Source organism: Aquibacillus rhizosphaerae, from assembly GCF_030282825.1.
Classification (GTDB): domain Bacteria; phylum Bacillota; class Bacilli; order Bacillales; family Amphibacillaceae; genus Aquibacillus_C; species Aquibacillus_C rhizosphaerae.
On sequence record NZ_JASTZU010000024.1, the window covers coordinates 52,262 to 68,802 of the forward strand.

A 16,541-nucleotide genomic window follows, 5' to 3' on the forward strand; every position below is an offset into this window, starting at 1 on the left:
TTGGAAGTAACAAATATAGGGGCGCTTTATTTACAATAATCTGGTAAAAATACTGCGTATTTTAGAAGCGTTCTTAGTAGTATTATAATTTAAACTAGTAAATGACAGAAAAAGTAGGGACTTAGGATGACATTACAACAATTAAAATATGTGATTGAGGTTGCGAGAAGTCGTTCGATTAGCAAAGCTGCGCAAAATTTATTTATTAGTCAGCCAAGCCTTTCAAACGCATTAAAAGAGTTAGAGCAGGAAATGGGAATCACTATTTTTATGCGAACTAATAAGGGAATAATGATCACTCCTGAGGGCTCTGAGTTTTTAGGGTATGCAAGGCAAGTCGCTGAACAGACAGAGTTGCTTGAAAATCGTTATTCCAGTACACAATCACCGCAACATCATTTTTCTGTATCGGCCCAACATTATGCTTTTGCAGTAAGTGCGTTTGTGCGTCTACTAAAGGACTATAATCGTGAGGAATATGAATTTGCTTTAAGGGAAACGAAAACATATGAAATTATAGATGATGTGAAAAACTTGCGGAGTGAGATTGGGATTTTATATGTGAATGAGTTTAATAATAAGGTTATTCATAAGTTTCTTCGGGAAGGGAATCTAATGTTTCATGAGCTGTTTGAAGCAAGACCACATGTTTTTATTAGTTCAAAAAATCCTCTTGTAAAACAGGAATATGTGACTTTATCGGATTTACATCCCTATCCATATTTATCTTTTGAACAAGGTGATTATAACTCCTTTTATTTTTCTGAGGAAATCCTTAGTACGATTTCTCGACCAAAAAATATAAGGGTTAGTGATCGAGCCACTTTATTCAACTTACTTATTGGCCTTAATGGCTATACGATTTCAACGGGTGTAATTAGTTATGAATTAAACGATGATGATATCGTTGCGGTACCTTTGAAGGTGGACGAACGAATTACTGTTGGCTACATTACCCATAAAAACGTAACAAATAGCCCTCTAGCGAATATTTATATTCAGTATTTAAAAGAAACCATCGCAGAAGAACAAGTCTTGCTATAGTTTAAAACTATAGCAAGGGATAGGTTATAGGTCTTATGTTATATTAATTTTCTCATGCTACACTTACCTTAAGATAAATATACAAAGGGGAGAGAATTAGATGACAGTAGAAAGTAAAGCAGGAAAAAGATTAGTAACACCATTTAGATTTGATAATGTTGGGAGCTTTTTACGTCCTGAAAAATTAAAAGAAGCACGTGCTTCTTTTGCTGCAGGAAATATTTCTGAAAGTGAACTTAAGAAGGTTGAAGATGAATCCATTATTGATGTAATCCAAAAGCAAAAGGATGTAGGTCTTCAAGCAATTACCGATGGAGAATTTCGCCGTTCTTGGTGGCATTTAGATTTCATGTGGGGATTGAACGGAGTAACAAAAGAAGATACTGAAAAAGGGTATGTTTTTCACGGAGAAGAAACACGTGCAGAAACAGCTCGTTTAACAGGGGAAATCAGTGGGGAGAACCACCCATTTATAGATGACTTTAAATTTATTCAAGCTTATGCAACAGACGGAGTAATAGCAAGAGCCACATTACCGGCACCTGCTCAATTTTTTGCAGAATTACAACGTCCTGAAAATATCGAAAGTACTAACAACATTTATCCGGATCAAGAAGAACTTCTTGCTGATATTGCCAAAGCATATCGAACGGTTATTCTTGATTTATATAATGCTGGTTGTAGAAGTGTTCAAATAGATGATTGTACATGGGGAATATGCTGTGATACCCATTCTTCTATTGCACGTCAAATGGGTGCCAATATCAAGGATGTCGGGGAGTCATTTTTATTAACAAATAATTTGGCACTTCAAGATCTTCCTGAGGATTTAATAGTGACAACACATGTTTGTCGTGGAAACTATAATTCTACTTGGGCTTCTTCAGGTGGATATGATCCAATAGCGGATATTTTATTTGCGAAAGAAAATGTTTCTGCCTTTTATTTAGAATATGACACGGACCGCGCGGGAGATTTTTCACCATTACAACATGTGAGTGAAGATAAACTCGTTGTCCTAGGACTGTTCTCATCAAAAACGGGTGAATTAGAAGATAAAGAGGAGATCAAAGCTCGTATTAACGAAGCGGCCAAATACATCGATATCAACCGACTTTGTATCAGCCCTCAATGTGGTTTTGCATCAACGGAAGAAGGGAATATTTTAACGGAAGAGCAGCAATGGAATAAACTTCGTCTAATTAAAGAAGTAACAGAAGAGGTTTGGGGATAAGATTATAACAAACAAAAAAGCAGAACTAAGGCTCTAGAGCAAGATGTGGCTGATTCTGTATGTTACCTATCTAGCAAATTTATATATTCCTGACAACAAAGAAAAGCCTAAATCGCTTAGCGGTTTAGGCTTTTCTTAGTAGATAGGGAACTTACAGCATGCTACGGCATTCGGCAAGACATTCTTCCAAATCTTTAGCAGCATGTTGCATTTTTTGTTTTGCGGTGTCATGAGCTTTACCCATCGCATTATTTAAGTGACCCAATGCACTTTCACATTCTGTAATACACTCTTGAAGCTGATTCATATCCATTTTATAAAACTCCCTTTTCAGCTAACAATATTTTGTACAAGTTGTAGTATGTGCTATTTTAACAGTTTTATGAGTACCATTATGTGATAATTTCAATTAATTAGGGTTTTATAATAGGTTATGTTTTGTAAAAGCAGCAATTGCCATTAGATTTATCGCATATTGTTAATGTATACCACAATGGGTGAAATCAGGAAAGTTCAGATTGATGAAATTCAGTGTTAGGAGAGATAAAAAAGCTAAATTCCACTTATTTCCAACCGGGAGATAGGGTTATGGTTTTCCGCAATTGTGACGTGGTCTAGAAGAGGATGAAGATTAAATTTCAGTTGCTAGTCTAGAAAAGCACAACTGTAATTAGCCGATTAGTTCTTCTTTCTTTTACCTATAATGAAAGTAATAATTACAATCATTAATAAAAAAAATTCTTTTGCCAAAATATCCACTCCTTTGGAAATACTTAATTTATTTACTGATTTGTAGTTTAGTCATTAATGCTTACGCTCTTACCAAAAATAAGTTTCAAAATTTATAAAATATAAATCTAACTCTCTTACTAAGGTTTGTTCAAAAAAAGCTATTTATGGAAGACGAAACTTCGTTAAATAATCTTAAGTCAAGTATTATATTTATCATCCAAAAGTTATGTAGTGGTAAACAGTCTATCAATTATTCATACACTCTTGGTCTTTCATTGTTAAAAGCTATGTCAGGTTGTACTTGTAATTGGCCATAATCTCATTAAATAAATTTGAATTTTCCGAACACTTGAGTACAACTAACTTCTTACTCTATGATAAAATGTGGTATACACTAGAAAAAGGTAGAATGCTAGATATTTAACCTTATGGCAATATATTAGATATAAAACAATGAGGAGACTTGAAAGGGGACGCAATTTTGAACACAAAATTCCTAGATTTACTTGCTGAAAGATATGATAGTGAAGAAAAAGTGGTTACCGAAATTATAAACCTTAAAGCCATTCTTAACCTGCCAAAAGGTACAGAGCATTTCGTAAGTGATTTACACGGAGAGTATCAAGCTTTTCAACATGTGTTAAGAAATGGTTCAGGCAGGGTGAAAGAGAAAATAAGAGACCTTTTTAAAGAAAAATTGTCAGAAAACGAAATTAATGAATTTGCCACACTAGTTTATTATCCAGAAGAAAAATTAAGGTTAATGAAAAATAATATTGGCAATGAGGAAGAATTACATAAATGTTATATAGAAATCATTGAGCATATGATTATGCTTGTTTCATATGCATCATCTAAATACACACGCTCAAAATTAAGGAAAACTTTACCTAATCAATTTGTGTATATTATAGAAGAGTTATTATATAAAACAGATGAATTAACAAATAAGAAACAATATTATACAAAAATAATCCAGCAAATTATTTCCCTCGGTCAAGCGGATAAACTTATTATTGGTCTTGCTTATACGACGCAAAAATTGGTGGTTGATCATCTTCATGTAGTTGGGGATATTTATGATCGTGGACCCGAACCGGATAAAATAATGGATACACTAATCAACTATCATTCTGTTGATATTCAGTGGGGAAATCACGATGTTTTATGGATAGGTGCTTTTTCTGGTTCTAAGGTTTGTCTTGCTAATATAATTCGTATCAGTGCCAGGTACAATAACTTGGATATAATTGAAGATGTGTACGGGATAAATCTTAGACCACTTCTTAATCTTGCTGAAAAATACTATGAGGATAATCCAGCCTTTAGACCAAAGAAAGATCCGGATGATACGCTATCTGACGAAGAAGAATTGCAGATTACGAAAATTCATCAAGCCATTGCTATGATACAGTTCAAATTAGAAGGGCCAATCATAAAGAGACGTCCATATTTTAATATGTCAGAAAGGCTTTTGCTAGAGAAAATTGATTATGATAAAAAACAAATCACTATTTATGGGAAAACATATGACTTAGAAAATAGTTGCTTTGCAACGGTTAATCCAGAAAATCCTGATCAATTATTAGAAGAGGAAGAGCAAGTGATGGATAAATTGCTCTTTTCTGTTCAGAAATCAGAAAAGTTAGCGAGACATATGAAGTTTCTTATGAAAAAGGGTAGTCTTTATTTGAAATATAACGGCAACTTGCTAATTCATGGTTGTATTCCTCTTGATGAAAATGGTTATATGGAAGAAATGATAATTGAAGATAAAACCTATTCAGGTCGTAATCTACTTGACTTTTTTGAACATCATTTACGTGATGCCTTTGTCCATCCAGAACGTACAGATGATCTTTCGACGGATATGGTCTGGTACTTATGGTCAGGAGAATATTCCTCCCTTTTTGGCAAAAGAGAAATGACTACTTTTGAAAGGTATTTCATAAAGGAAAAAGAAGCGCATGTAGAAAGAAAGAACCTGTACTACCATTTACGTGAAAATGAAGAAACTTGCCGCAAAATCCTTGAAGATTTTGGTCTTAATCCAGACCAAGGTCATATTATAAATGGCCATACGCCGGTAAAAGAAATTGACGGCGAAAATCCGATTAAGGCAAATGGAAAACTAATTGTGATTGATGGAGGCTTTTCTAAGGCATATCAATCAAAAACAGGTATTGCTGGATACACGTTATTGTATAATTCCTACGGGATGCAACTTGTCGCACACCAACACTTTAATTCAAAAGAAGAAGTTATAAAAAATGGTACAGATGTATTATCAATTAAAAGATTGGTAGATAAAGAGCTAGAAAGAAAAAAAGTGTTAGAAACAAATGTTGGAGAAGAATTATTAGAAGAAGTATCTATGTTGAATAGTTTAATGGAATATCGTTATATGAAGTAATGTGGGTCTAATATGGATCCCCCCTACATGATTCTGTTGAGGCATATATAAAAACTTAAAAGTGAAATGGCTACAAAATTGCACATCAATTCTGTAGCCATTTTTTTATATAGATAGTATAAATTTGAATCCTAAACTTTCCATAACTTTTTCTATAGAATTGAGCGATGATTGGTTCCATTTTACCTGCAATGTTTTATGGTCATAGAGTTTACTTTTTTCCTTAATTTTACAAGGTGTTATGAATATTTATGTTAAAATATTTACAGATAATGTGAAAAATTCATTTAAAAAAACTGGCTGGATAGTTAAAGTTATATAGGAGGGATTTTGCTTGGAAAGATGGAAGACTCTAAACTCGGAATATTTGTATAAAACATCATTTGGCAATTTGCGAAAAGATAAATGTCAACTTCCTAATGGAATTGTAATAGACGATTATTATGTCAATGAATACTCTAATTGGGTAAATGCAATTGTTGTAACTGAAGATAATAAGATTGTGCTTGTAGAACAATATCGGCACGCTGGTGCGGATTTTTATTTAGAAATTCCAGCAGGAAAAATAGAAGCAAATGAATCATCTGAGGAAGGGATTATTAGAGAAGTTAGAGAAGAAACTGGATTTATGTCAAAGAGAAAACCTATCAAGTTGGGAGAATTTATGGTTAATCCCGCTACTCAAACCAATAAAGTTATTATTTATCTTATCTTAGAAGCTTTTAAAGAATTTGAACAAGATTTAGATAACGTTGAAGATATAGAACCTTGCTTGTTAGATTTTAATGAAATGGGAGAGTTGTTAAGTAAGAACCAAATAAAAACGCAATTGTTTACAGCAAATGCATATTTTATGGCAAAAGATTATCTAACTCAATATAAAAAATAACCGTACTTCAATGATGACTTTTTATTTCACAAGTAAGTGTATGATTTATGTTCTGAATTAAAAGGGAGGATGAAATGGTTCAATCAGAATGGGATATACAAGAGGTTAAGCGTTTGAAAAAGGTGGAATTATTGCAATACAATCTAGTAATGCTATTGATAATCGTGTTGTTTGGTTATTTTGTTAAGAACGGAGGTACGGTTTCCTTCCTCTTTGGATTATGCTGCGTGCTTTTCTGGATAGTTGTAGCTATGAGGTTTTTCACGCTTAAGACAGGAAAGATGATTGGCACAAAAACAAGCAGGTGTGTACAGTATTTTGACAGAGACCGTATCGGAAAGAAACGATGGAAGCGTAAAACAATTATAGGTAATAGTTATCAGTTTTGTAAGTGTTGCTTTTACAGTATTCTTGTTTGTCATGGAACTTGACTCTGTAAGATTGGACTTTCCTATCGATGCTTTCCCATTCATTGGTGCTTGGGTTGGCTATAATATAGGTGAAATCGTCAAAATGAACAATTTGTAAGAAAAGTATCAGATAATTGAAATCTAGCAGACCGATAATTAATTTAATAAACTATATATAAGAGGGTAAAGATGTATGTTCCTGGAGGAAGGCTCGGAGGTTATATATGTGGAGGAATTTGAACTGAATTTCAAGAAAAAGGGTAAAGGCGTGGATCATCTGGTAATGCCAATTCTTACACTAGCTTCATTTATGTATTTTTTCCTACCTGATAAAGGTTATTTTATACCCTTCTTATCCTACATTGGAGCAATTGGTACATATTATATTTGGATCTTTATTGATAGAAAAAAATTAAATAATTCAGATGATAGAAAGGTGAGAGTTTTCTTGGGTAAAGTTAAAACACATCCATTAATAATCTTAGCTTTAATAATGAGTTCGATAGCAATGGCACTATATGCTTACCGGAACTATACTAATCAAGAAATAGGCTATGGGATAGTATTTACCGTGTTGTTTATATTTCTAATAAGTATGGTAATTCAAAGTGTGAGGAGAAATAGAAAAATTAACAATGTAAATAACAAGTAAATTCTGTTTTTTGAACTACCTGAAACGCTAGTTGTACAAAAAGTTGTTGATTAGGCAGATCGTTAAAAAATAATATAGTATTAGAGAGGGACGAAACTTGGTGAAACGGTATAGTTTAATGTCTTTTTATATGTGCTTATTATGTTTGATACTTTCACTTACTTTGATTTTATCATCTTGGACAATAATTCCATCATATGTTTTATGGCTCATAGCTTTGATAGCATTAATAGCAGGGATTAAGGGATTCAAAGACAGAATAAACAAAATTTCAAAAATTAGAAGCTGGTTTACTGTGATTACCTCGTTATTGCTTTTGATATCACTTTCTCTTGTTCTTCTTTTTGGGACATTACGTACGCTGGTAATTTCAGAAGAATTTATAAAAGAATCAAAGTCACCAGACGGAACTTACACAGTTGAATTCTACCTTACTAATGGTGGTGCCACTACAGCGTTCAGGGTAATAGGAAAATTGGATGGTCCTCTTTGGTCTGAAAAACTTCTTTATGGTGATTACCGAATGGATCATGCTAAAGTGGAGTGGGTAAATAACCATACTATTTCGATAAATAATCATGTTTTAAACCTAAAAAAAGACGAAACATATTCCGATTGAAAATAAAACAAATGAGCTACTATTTGAAGTCAAAACATCGCCCTCTGTCTTTTTTAAATTTTCGGATGCTGCACTTAAGAATCATATCGTTAATCATTGCAATATTTTTTTTAAAAAAAATAATGGGATTTTGTGGTAAAATTAGTGTGTCCAGAGATGTGAATAGTTGGAGGTTGAAGTCGTAATGTTGTGGAAGTAATTCTTTGAACCATTGCTGAAGATGGCTTTCTTTTCAATATTTGGATTATTAATTACTGACAGAATATTGATTATTTTTATTTTAGTAATGGCTTAATACTATCTAGTATCAAAATAATCGTTGAAAATTGGTTTGTTCTCTAACAGATGTCACCTAAACATTTAGAATACTCCAAAGCAAAATACTAAGATATAAAAAATAGAGGAGAAATTGGAGTTGAATAAATCTGAAGAAGGATATAAAAAGTTTAATGTAGTTTTCCATTCCATCATTCTGCTTTTTGGTATAACGTTAATTGTAGCGTATATATTTGGTATGAATGAACTGGAAAGAGGATTACTTTATCTACTATTGGGAATCTTTTTCACTTTGGAAAGCGCATTCAAATTATATAAAAAGTTTATGCTAAAAAATTAAATCGGTCTTGAAATATTAGGAACCACCATCTTTACAGAATAGAGTTTCCTTATAATGCTGCTTTAAAAAGGCGAATTAGCCCTGTTCCAACGACGAGCACGAATGTTGAACAAGATTATAATTTCGAATAAGTGAGGCGTTTTAATGATTAGTTGGTCTACTTTAATTCATCCTCTTGCATTGGAAGTATTAGTAATCCCTTTTGCTATTGGTTTAGGAATTATAGCGTCTTTATTCTCAAAAATGATTTTTATAGGTCCTATAATGACTATACTGACCCTTCTAGTGTTCGAAATATGGTTCTGGGGCTATTTTTATGAGTCAGGGCTATATGGCGTAAACTTATCTCTCGAGGACTTTACCATTTATATAGTGCTTGCAGTATTATCTTTTCTTTTTTCTAGGTCTTTATTTAACAAAAAGCATCAGTAGCATGAATCTTATTGATTTTATAAACTATTGTAAAGTTAAACAAGGGAAATTGCATTTTTTGGTAATACTGATACCTAATCGTCTTGTTTCAAAAATGAATTTATAACATACTCAACTTTTTTTTGGTTTATAGTCGCATTCTTTTCGTTGCATTATAAATTACTGGAACTTTATATTAAAATCATTAAAAAATGAGGTGGTTTTCTGAAAACATCTCCAAAAAAGATACATATAATTGGTTCTGTTGGAAGTGGTAAGACAACTTTAGCAAAAGAGTTATCTTCAAAGTTAGATATACCGTATTACAAGTTAGATAATGTAGTTTGGATACGGAATAACTCTGGAGATATAAGAAGAACTGAACATGAGTATCTAAATAGTATATTAAAATCTGAAACTTGGATTATTGAAGGAGTACACAACGAGGATTGGGTAAGCGATTGTTTTAATTATGCAGATTTGATTATTTTTTTAGACACAAACTATTCAATAAGAACCTATCGAATAATAATAAGGTTTCTTAAACAACAACTTCGATTAGAAATATCAAATTACAAACCAACATTTAAAATCTTTATGAAGATGTTTAAATGGAACCGATATTTTGAAGAAGTAGGAAAAGTTAGTTTTTTTAACAAATATAGCAAACATAACGACAAAATATTAGTTAGTAACAACACAAATAGTATTAAGGAATACTTCAACTAAAAGGTTGTGAATGCTAAAAAATGATCTCCGTCTATTAAATAATGGCTCTGTAAAACTATGAATTTTTCTAAATAATTATGAATATATCAAATTCTTTAAGCTAAGGTGGATTAAAATGGAGAAGGTTACAAAATTAGACCTAGAACGAATTGTTTTTATTGGTAGAACTTATGAAGAGTATATAGATATGTTTTCGCTCACCAAAGAAGAATTACAAGGCAAGAAAATACTCGATTGCCCAGCAGGAGCATGTTCATTTACTGCTATCGGTAACGAATCAGGTTTAGATGTAACAGCATGTGATATTGCGTATTTTCATTCTAATGAAGATTTGAAAAATAAAGGTCTTCTGGATATAGAACATGCAATGGAACATATGAAAAAAGCTAAAAGTAATTATGAATGGGATTATTTCAATGATGTAGAAAGTCTTAAAAAACACCGTTTAAATGCATTGCATGATTGTTCAAAGGATATGAACAATTCAAACAAACGTTACATCCCTGTAACTTTGCCTTCTTTGCCTTTTGAGAATAAAGAATTTGATATACTGCTCTCTGCACATTTTCTATTTATGTATGCTGATAGATTAGATTTTCAATTTCACATAGAAACGCTCAATGAGTTATTGAGGGTTACAAAAGAGGAAATTCGTATCTTTCCTTTAGTTGACTTAGAAGGAAATCGATATGATCATTTAGATAAAATAATAAGTTATCTTGCTGATAATGGGTGTACGGTAGAAGAGGTCAAAGTACCATATGAATTTCAAGCAAATGCTAACTCGATGTTAAAAATAACAAAAGGGTAGTGACAACGATGGATATTGCGGTTTATCTAATTTTATTATTCACTTTGATTATATCCACTATAATTTCTGTATGGTTATTTAAAAAGAAGAAAAGTAAATGGTTAGGAATATTTATAGGTTTTTGTGCTAATACGATTATATTATCATTATCCACTGTTGTCTTTTATAAATTTTATAATTTTAAAGGAATGGATGGAGTGTTTACTAGTTTGGGTATTCTTGTGTTTGCTTTTTTTGTTCCGATCATTACGTGTATTAACTTTTATGTTGTTGAATTTGTAAAATATAGGAGCAAATAAATAAAATAATTGGTAGTTGTGCCCGTTTATTTAATAAGAGGAAACTGTTTTCGCTTAATAAACGGCACACATATTTGCCAGGTAAAAACATGTTTTTCAGGTAGTGGAAAGGATTGAAAGAAATTATGTAGGCATCAGATTAATAAATTCTAAAACACTTCTGAAGTTTATGTGCATCCAGAGAGAGATTTTTATTCAATAAACGAGGCAGGTTAGTAAAAAATACGTAAAGAAATTAATGTAAGGGTTTTAAATCTATAATGATATTGCTTTTTCAATATCATTATAGACTTTTGTATTACCCTATATAAGTGATATTACCATGATTACTTCGTTTGTTATTTAATCAGTATGTGCGATAGCAGAGATTTCAATCAGTTGCTCTGGGAACGCCAGATAAGTCACGCCGATGAGGCTGCCTGCCGGTCGATGTTGTTCAAGGAATTCCTTGAACAAGTCGACGACTGGCTCGGAGTGTTCTTTCGGATTTGTAAGATATATTTCGACATAAGCTAGGTTTGACTTCGTAGCTCCTAACTCTTCTAGTACACGATTAAGGTTTTCAAGCGTTTGTCGGGTTTGAGATTCAATATCATTCTTGCCAACGAACATACCATCTTTATCGTGTGAAAATTGACCTGAAACGTAAATAGTACCGTTGACATTGTATCCTTGGGTAATACCGTGATCCCAAAGATTGTGATTGTAGCTTTTTAAAATACTCATTGTTTTTTCTCCTTTATTATAAAGTAAGGTAAGTATAGAATGACTTCAAAGAAAAAAATAGTACGCACTTTTTTAATAGCTACTATCAGAAAGGATAGTGCAAATATGAGTATGAATGACTATAAAGAAAAAGGTAATATCCAAGAGACACCTTTTGGTTATACATTGTCAGTGGTTGGAGGTAAATGGAAGATGCTTATCATTTACCTTTTAGCAGAAAATCAACCCGTTCGTTTTAATGAAATGAAAAGAAGAATAGGAGCTATTACCTTTAGAACATTAAGTTCTCAACTTAAAGAATTGGAAGCAGACGGGATAGTTCTACGGAAAGAGTATCCTCAAATTCCACCAAAAGTAGAGTATAGTCTCACACAAAAAGCAGAAACTCTATTACCAGTTTTAGAACAGTTATGTGAATGGGGAGAAAAAAACCGAAATAGTTAGTAAAATAGACTGCGTGTTAGTTATATTGAAAATATTCTTTGTTGGGATTATGAGAGATAGAATATTCTTAAAAATGATAAATTAGAACACAAATCATAAATGGATGGGGTTATATTTAATGATGCTATTAGGTCCTATTCTGACGGCACTTATACCGGGAATTATTATATTGTTGCTTACCTACTGGTTTAGAAAAAAGGTTACTCTTTATTTGTAAGAATGCTACCTGGAATCATAGCGATTATAGTTGCTGTTATCCTCTTCTATATTGGTTTCGTTAGCATTAGAGGATTCGAGGGAAGAGCTTTTGGTCTTCTTGGATTATTAATAGCCATCTTTTCAATGACATCTTTTGTAATAGGTGAAAATGAAAAAACAACAGAACTGAAAGACTGAAGTAGGTTAATATTTTTATCCCAACCCATCAAGACAAATTCTTATTGTTGTTTAATGAGAAACTATAATTATATGTAACAAAAAAGGTAGATAAGACTTTTTTGCAACCTTGTTAACGCTAAGTGTGGTCGAAAACCATACTACATTTTTGGGAGGGGTATCGTTGATAAAAAGAAAAGTGATCACAACCTTATTGGCGACACCTTTATCTCTGTTAGTTATCTTTGGCGTATTTTTTGCAGAATGGGCACGACCTATAGAGTTAATTGTGATGACTGGAACATTTAGTGTATGGATATCACCTTTTATTTTATTTTATGTGGTTCCAATCACATTTTTTCAGACTTTGTAAGCAAGCGATTAACAGGTGCTATGCGGGCATTAGCTGCATTCACAGTCCATTTACTTTTTGGTATATTATTTGGTTTGATAGGTCCAATGGATGGTCAATTTTCATTATTTGGAACAGAGGTTAACGCAACTACAATTTTTGCTTCGATTATAGCATTATTCTTTTGGGTAATAGATGAGCTAATTCGGAGAAATAAAGCTAACAGGTGAGAAGGGCTGTGAAGTAATATGAGCGGGTATAAAGCAATGCTATTTGATCTAGATGATACTTTACTTAGTAGGGATAAGGCAGTAGATGAAATGTTTTTAGTTATTTTAGCAAAGTGTTATGAAGATGGTAATCATTCAGCCAAAAATGAAATGTTACAAAGATTCAAAGAGTATGATAAAAGAAGCTATGGCTATAGTGATAAAACAAAAGTTTTTGAATCATTTTTTAATGAATTTCCACCAAAATATAGATTGCCGCGCAATAGCATTCAAGATTTTTGGAATAATCATTTTCCTCATTGTTTTTCTATAAACCAACATACGTTACATATCGTAAATACGATAAAGAAGCATGTTAAAGTTGCAATAATAACAAACGGCTCAACGCAGAGACAAAAGGCTAAAATAATGAAAACCAATTTAAATAGTTATTTCGATATAATCATTATTTCTGAAGAAGTGGGATATAAGAAACCTGACAAACGAATATTTGAATTAGCATTAAATAAGCTTAATGTGCAACCGGAGGACGCATTATTCGTTGGCGATGACTTAGAAATAGATATTGGTGGCTGTCAAAATGCAAATATAAAGGGCGTATGGTTTAATCCTCATAAAATCAAAAATGACACCGGAATAAAACCATATAGAGAGATTAATTCTTTTGGTAGTTTATTAAGTTACTTTACATAAAAAGCATAATGAAAAGTTGTTAAATATCAAAATCTAAGAAGAGTGAGGAAAGCTTATGATTAAACCACGTGCCTTACAAAAGGGAGATCGGATAGCGATTATTGCTCCGGCTGGACCGCCAGACAGAGAAAGGTTGCTACAAGGAAAACGAGTATTTGAAAAAATGGGGCTTGAGGTGGTCATTGGACGACATGTGTTCGATGAGGAAGGAGACCTTACCACTTTGGATCAAAATCGGCTTGCAGACTTGCATGAAGCCTTTTGTAATCCAGATATTCGTGCAATCTTTTGTGCTAATGGAGGATTTGGGTCAGCAAGAATTGCTCCTATGATTGATTATGCAATGATACGGAGAAATCCTAAGATATTCTGGGGGTATAGTGACATTACCTATCTACTTAATGCAATTGAAAAAGTCAGTGACTTGATTACATTCCACGGCCCTATGGTGGTATCAGACCTGAATGACGAGCAAAGAACAGCAGAGACAGAAGCCTCGTTTTTGTCTCTATTTAACCTATGATTCTCGCAAATCGCCCCTTATCACACTAGCAGATGGAACAGGAGAGGGGCGTTTGGTGGGTGGGAATTTAACACTGCTCACTAATGGGGTGGGAACGCCTTTTCAAGTGAATACAAAAGGGGCGATCCTATTGATTGAGGATGTTGCAGAACCAGCGTTTCGGATTGATGCGATGCTTACTCAACTCAAGCAGGCAAGTTTGTTCGATGAAGTCAAAGGTGTGGTCATTGGTGACCTTCAAGCTGACCCAGGCGAATATGAGAAGATTAAAAAAGTGCTGCAATACTTTTTCTCTAGTGCACCTTTTCCTGTTGTCGAGAATTTTCAAATCGGCCATTGTAAACCTAATTATGGCGTGCCAATCGGAGTAAACGCGAAACTCACAACATCTCCGCCCCGATTGGTAGTCGATTCAGGCGTCATTTAAACCGTTATGTTTTATCCTAACACTTCAATAAAGTATTCTCTAAAAACGATGGTGCTTTCAAGGAAGAAGTTTTAAACTGATTTTAAGTTATTGAAGTTATATTCTTAAAGCATGGGAGTAATAGTAAAATTGTGGTTAATCACTTCTAATGCAAACTGGTAAAGAGTAAGGGAAACTATTTTGAAGTTAATAGGGAAATACGAGAAGGGACTAATTCAACTCAATGAACAGTAATTTTGGTAAATATGATGTTCCACATACACTGAAAGTATTAATTGATTTACAAAATGTTGTTGCTGATGCTGAACAGTTTTACCTCGGTCTTAGTTTTTACCTTTCTTTAGAAAACTTTAGATATTTTAACACACCAAGTGATGTAGTTGTATTTGGGAACATAGGTGTAGACGGTGTACATTATGGGTTTCTTACTGATTATGGTTCTGTAACTGATTTAGAGATAGCACCTATTGTTTGCGTTTGCCCAATGGATTTTGAACGTCCAATTCGTATAGTTGCAAAAAATCTATGTGAATTTCTAAGTGTTAATTTCACTGACGCTGAATTGTTCTATAATCAATTTGAGAGTGAACAGGATTATTTAAAATCTAGAGAACAATGGGTTGCTGAGGATGCTAACTCCACATATCAATTATCAGAAAATGAAAAAGTGGTCCGGGAGAGAGTCAGGGGGATTTTAACGGAGAGAATACATATCCCTATTATTGACAATCCGTATCGTTATGTACAAAACATCAAACTTGAGCGACAAAGAATTATAAGTATCCAAACACAGGATGGTTTGGGCGTTGCTAATCTACTTCTTCAAGGTGAAAAGCACAAGACATTCCCGACTGAAAAAGACACAGATCCTGATTTGAAGTTGTTGCGGGAATACCTTCGTTCCACACCAGTTGCCTCACGACTTGCCTTATTTAGAGACATTCAGCTTAATTATGTCTTACAAGACAACAAAGATTTATGCAAAATAGTACTGGAAGCCATGATTAACATGGAACTTTTTGATGAAGCCAACCGATTATCCGATAATATGTAAATCTAAAACCATCTTGTAATTTAGGGTTTTATTTACACCAATTCTAACAACTACAAATAGGAGGAAAGTAATGTTTCAGCTTGAGTTGTATAATGCTATATGGTTATTTGTAGTAATATTTATGCTTCATGACTTTGAAGAAATAATAGCTGTTGAAAAGTGGGCGATGAAAAATAAAAATAGGATAACTGTTGATAGCAAATGGATAAGCAACCAAATCTGGAAATTTTGGAATGTTAATTCCTATTCCTTTGCTAAAAGAGATGTTTTTATATTCTTAATAATGTCTATCATCACCTTCATTAAAATCCAGAACTTAGAAAGCTCATGGAGTGCGGTAATGTATCTATCATTTTTGATATTTGTATTAATACACAATGTAGCCCATGTTGTGCAGACTTGGATATTAAAAACATACACCCCAGGTCTTTATACAGCTATCTTTCTACTGACTCCCTATATATTCTATTTGTTAAGCCGATTAATACACAACTAACGTGCTATTAATCTATCGGATGCGTGAGTTAATAAGAACAGTGATTTTAAAGTCTAAAATGCTAAGATTGAACGTTTTTAGTTTCTTATGTAGCTAAATTGCATGCTACTTAATATCTTATTTCTAAATGTTATTAGAGTTTTCTCTTCCAGACTAACCCCATTTGAATTTTGAAAAAGTTTATTACATAGTCTAAATGCTAATTAAGCCATGTTATGTTATTTTGCCTTATCAGCTTATTAAATAGAGTTAAAACTATCAAGGTTATAATGGTAAATGGAATAAAACTGTCCATAAGGGCTGCTGAGCTATATGAAAAGGAAATATTGAATTGATTGGTGAAAATTGGTAATAACCAAATG

20 protein-coding genes are annotated in these 16,541 nt (G+C 32.9%); 18 read left to right on the plus strand and 2 right to left on the minus strand.

The genetic code is table 11. The annotated features are described in order from the left end of the window. Positions 1–126 precede the first annotated feature (126 nt). Positions 127–1,044: a LysR family transcriptional regulator gene (locus QQS35_RS07115; RefSeq protein WP_285931239.1), complete on the plus strand. Its 918-nt coding sequence runs from the start codon at positions 127–129 to the stop codon at positions 1,042–1,044. A 100-nt stretch (positions 1,045–1,144) separates the two neighbouring features. Next, positions 1,145–2,278: a 5-methyltetrahydropteroyltriglutamate--homocysteine S-methyltransferase gene (locus tag QQS35_RS07120; RefSeq protein WP_285931241.1), complete on the plus strand. Its 1,134-nt coding sequence runs from the start codon at positions 1,145–1,147 to the stop codon at positions 2,276–2,278. Positions 2,279–2,429: 151 nt separating this feature from the next. Here QQS35_RS07120 and QQS35_RS07125 read toward each other — a convergent pair whose 3' ends face one another. Then, positions 2,430–2,591 carry a hypothetical protein gene (locus QQS35_RS07125; RefSeq protein ID WP_285931242.1) on the minus strand — a complete coding sequence of 54 codons (162 nt, stop codon included), beginning with the start codon at positions 2,589–2,591 and terminating at the stop codon, positions 2,430–2,432. 900 nt (positions 2,592–3,491) lie between these two features. On the opposite strand from QQS35_RS07125, the gene QQS35_RS07130 reads away from it, so the two are divergent. From QQS35_RS07130 to QQS35_RS07165, 8 genes are all read left to right on the plus strand, one after another. Further along, on the plus strand, positions 3,492–5,423 hold the full coding sequence (locus QQS35_RS07130; RefSeq protein WP_285931243.1) for a fructose-1,6-bisphosphatase: 1,932 nt from the start codon (positions 3,492–3,494) through the stop codon (positions 5,421–5,423). 334 nt (positions 5,424–5,757) lie between these two features. Beyond that, a complete protein-coding gene (locus QQS35_RS07135) occupies positions 5,758–6,312 on the plus strand; it encodes an NUDIX hydrolase (protein WP_285931244.1) in 555 nt (184 codons plus the stop codon). A 74-nt stretch (positions 6,313–6,386) separates the two neighbouring features. Beyond that, positions 6,387–6,743: a hypothetical protein gene (locus QQS35_RS07140; RefSeq protein WP_285931245.1), complete on the plus strand. Its 357-nt coding sequence runs from the start codon at positions 6,387–6,389 to the stop codon at positions 6,741–6,743. 205 nt (positions 6,744–6,948) lie between these two features. Next, positions 6,949–7,374, plus strand: coding sequence for a hypothetical protein (locus QQS35_RS07145; protein WP_285931246.1), 426 nt, complete (start codon positions 6,949–6,951; stop codon positions 7,372–7,374). A gap of 100 nt (positions 7,375–7,474) precedes the next feature. Continuing rightward, positions 7,475–7,993, plus strand: a complete 519-nt coding sequence (locus tag QQS35_RS07150; RefSeq protein WP_285931270.1) for a DUF5412 family protein — start codon at positions 7,475–7,477, stop codon at positions 7,991–7,993. Positions 7,994–8,408: 415 nt separating this feature from the next. Then, positions 8,409–8,609, plus strand: a complete 201-nt coding sequence (locus QQS35_RS07155; RefSeq protein WP_285931247.1) for a hypothetical protein — start codon at positions 8,409–8,411, stop codon at positions 8,607–8,609. A gap of 636 nt (positions 8,610–9,245) precedes the next feature. Next, positions 9,246–9,749 (plus strand): EutP/PduV family microcompartment system protein, encoded by a 504-nt coding sequence (locus QQS35_RS07160; RefSeq protein WP_285931273.1) that lies wholly within the window; start codon positions 9,246–9,248, stop codon positions 9,747–9,749. 115 nt (positions 9,750–9,864) lie between these two features. Then, positions 9,865–10,560 carry an SAM-dependent methyltransferase gene (locus QQS35_RS07165; protein ID WP_285931248.1) on the plus strand — a complete coding sequence of 232 codons (696 nt, stop codon included), beginning with the start codon at positions 9,865–9,867 and terminating at the stop codon, positions 10,558–10,560. A gap of 641 nt (positions 10,561–11,201) precedes the next feature. On the opposite strand, the gene QQS35_RS07170 is transcribed toward QQS35_RS07165, so the two are convergent. Beyond that, on the minus strand, positions 11,202–11,585 hold the full coding sequence (locus tag QQS35_RS07170; RefSeq protein WP_285931249.1) for a RidA family protein: 384 nt from the start codon (positions 11,583–11,585) through the stop codon (positions 11,202–11,204). Between the two features lie 105 nt (positions 11,586–11,690). On the opposite strand from QQS35_RS07170, the gene QQS35_RS07175 reads away from it, so the two are divergent. The 8 genes from QQS35_RS07175 to QQS35_RS07210 all read left to right on the plus strand — a co-directional run bounded on the left by QQS35_RS07175 (position 11,691) and on the right by QQS35_RS07210 (position 16,179). Beyond that, positions 11,691–12,029 carry a winged helix-turn-helix transcriptional regulator gene (locus tag QQS35_RS07175; RefSeq protein ID WP_285931250.1) on the plus strand — a complete coding sequence of 113 codons (339 nt, stop codon included), beginning with the start codon at positions 11,691–11,693 and terminating at the stop codon, positions 12,027–12,029. Positions 12,030–12,588: 559 nt separating this feature from the next. Beyond that, complete coding sequence (locus QQS35_RS07180; RefSeq protein ID WP_285931251.1) at positions 12,589–12,777, plus strand: hypothetical protein; 189 nt, start codon at positions 12,589–12,591, stop codon at positions 12,775–12,777. Between the two features lie 20 nt (positions 12,778–12,797). Continuing rightward, positions 12,798–12,986, plus strand: a complete 189-nt coding sequence (locus QQS35_RS07185; RefSeq protein WP_285931252.1) for a hypothetical protein — start codon at positions 12,798–12,800, stop codon at positions 12,984–12,986. A gap of 18 nt (positions 12,987–13,004) precedes the next feature. Continuing rightward, the gene (locus QQS35_RS07190) at positions 13,005–13,679 is read left to right on the plus strand and encodes an HAD family hydrolase (RefSeq protein ID WP_285931253.1); all 675 of its coding nucleotides are present in this window, start codon (positions 13,005–13,007) and stop codon (positions 13,677–13,679) included. Between the two features lie 55 nt (positions 13,680–13,734). Continuing rightward, positions 13,735–14,202, plus strand: a complete 468-nt coding sequence (locus QQS35_RS07195; RefSeq protein WP_285931256.1) for a S66 peptidase family protein — start codon at positions 13,735–13,737, stop codon at positions 14,200–14,202. A 55-nt stretch (positions 14,203–14,257) separates the two neighbouring features. Next, the gene (locus QQS35_RS07200; protein ID WP_285931274.1) at positions 14,258–14,629 is read left to right on the plus strand and encodes a hypothetical protein; all 372 of its coding nucleotides are present in this window, start codon (positions 14,258–14,260) and stop codon (positions 14,627–14,629) included. A 223-nt stretch (positions 14,630–14,852) separates the two neighbouring features. Continuing rightward, positions 14,853–15,683, plus strand: a complete 831-nt coding sequence (locus QQS35_RS07205) for a hypothetical protein (protein WP_285931258.1) — start codon at positions 14,853–14,855, stop codon at positions 15,681–15,683. A gap of 70 nt (positions 15,684–15,753) precedes the next feature. Further along, positions 15,754–16,179: an HXXEE domain-containing protein gene (locus QQS35_RS07210; protein ID WP_285931259.1), complete on the plus strand. Its 426-nt coding sequence runs from the start codon at positions 15,754–15,756 to the stop codon at positions 16,177–16,179. Positions 16,180–16,541: the final 362 nt, after the last annotated feature.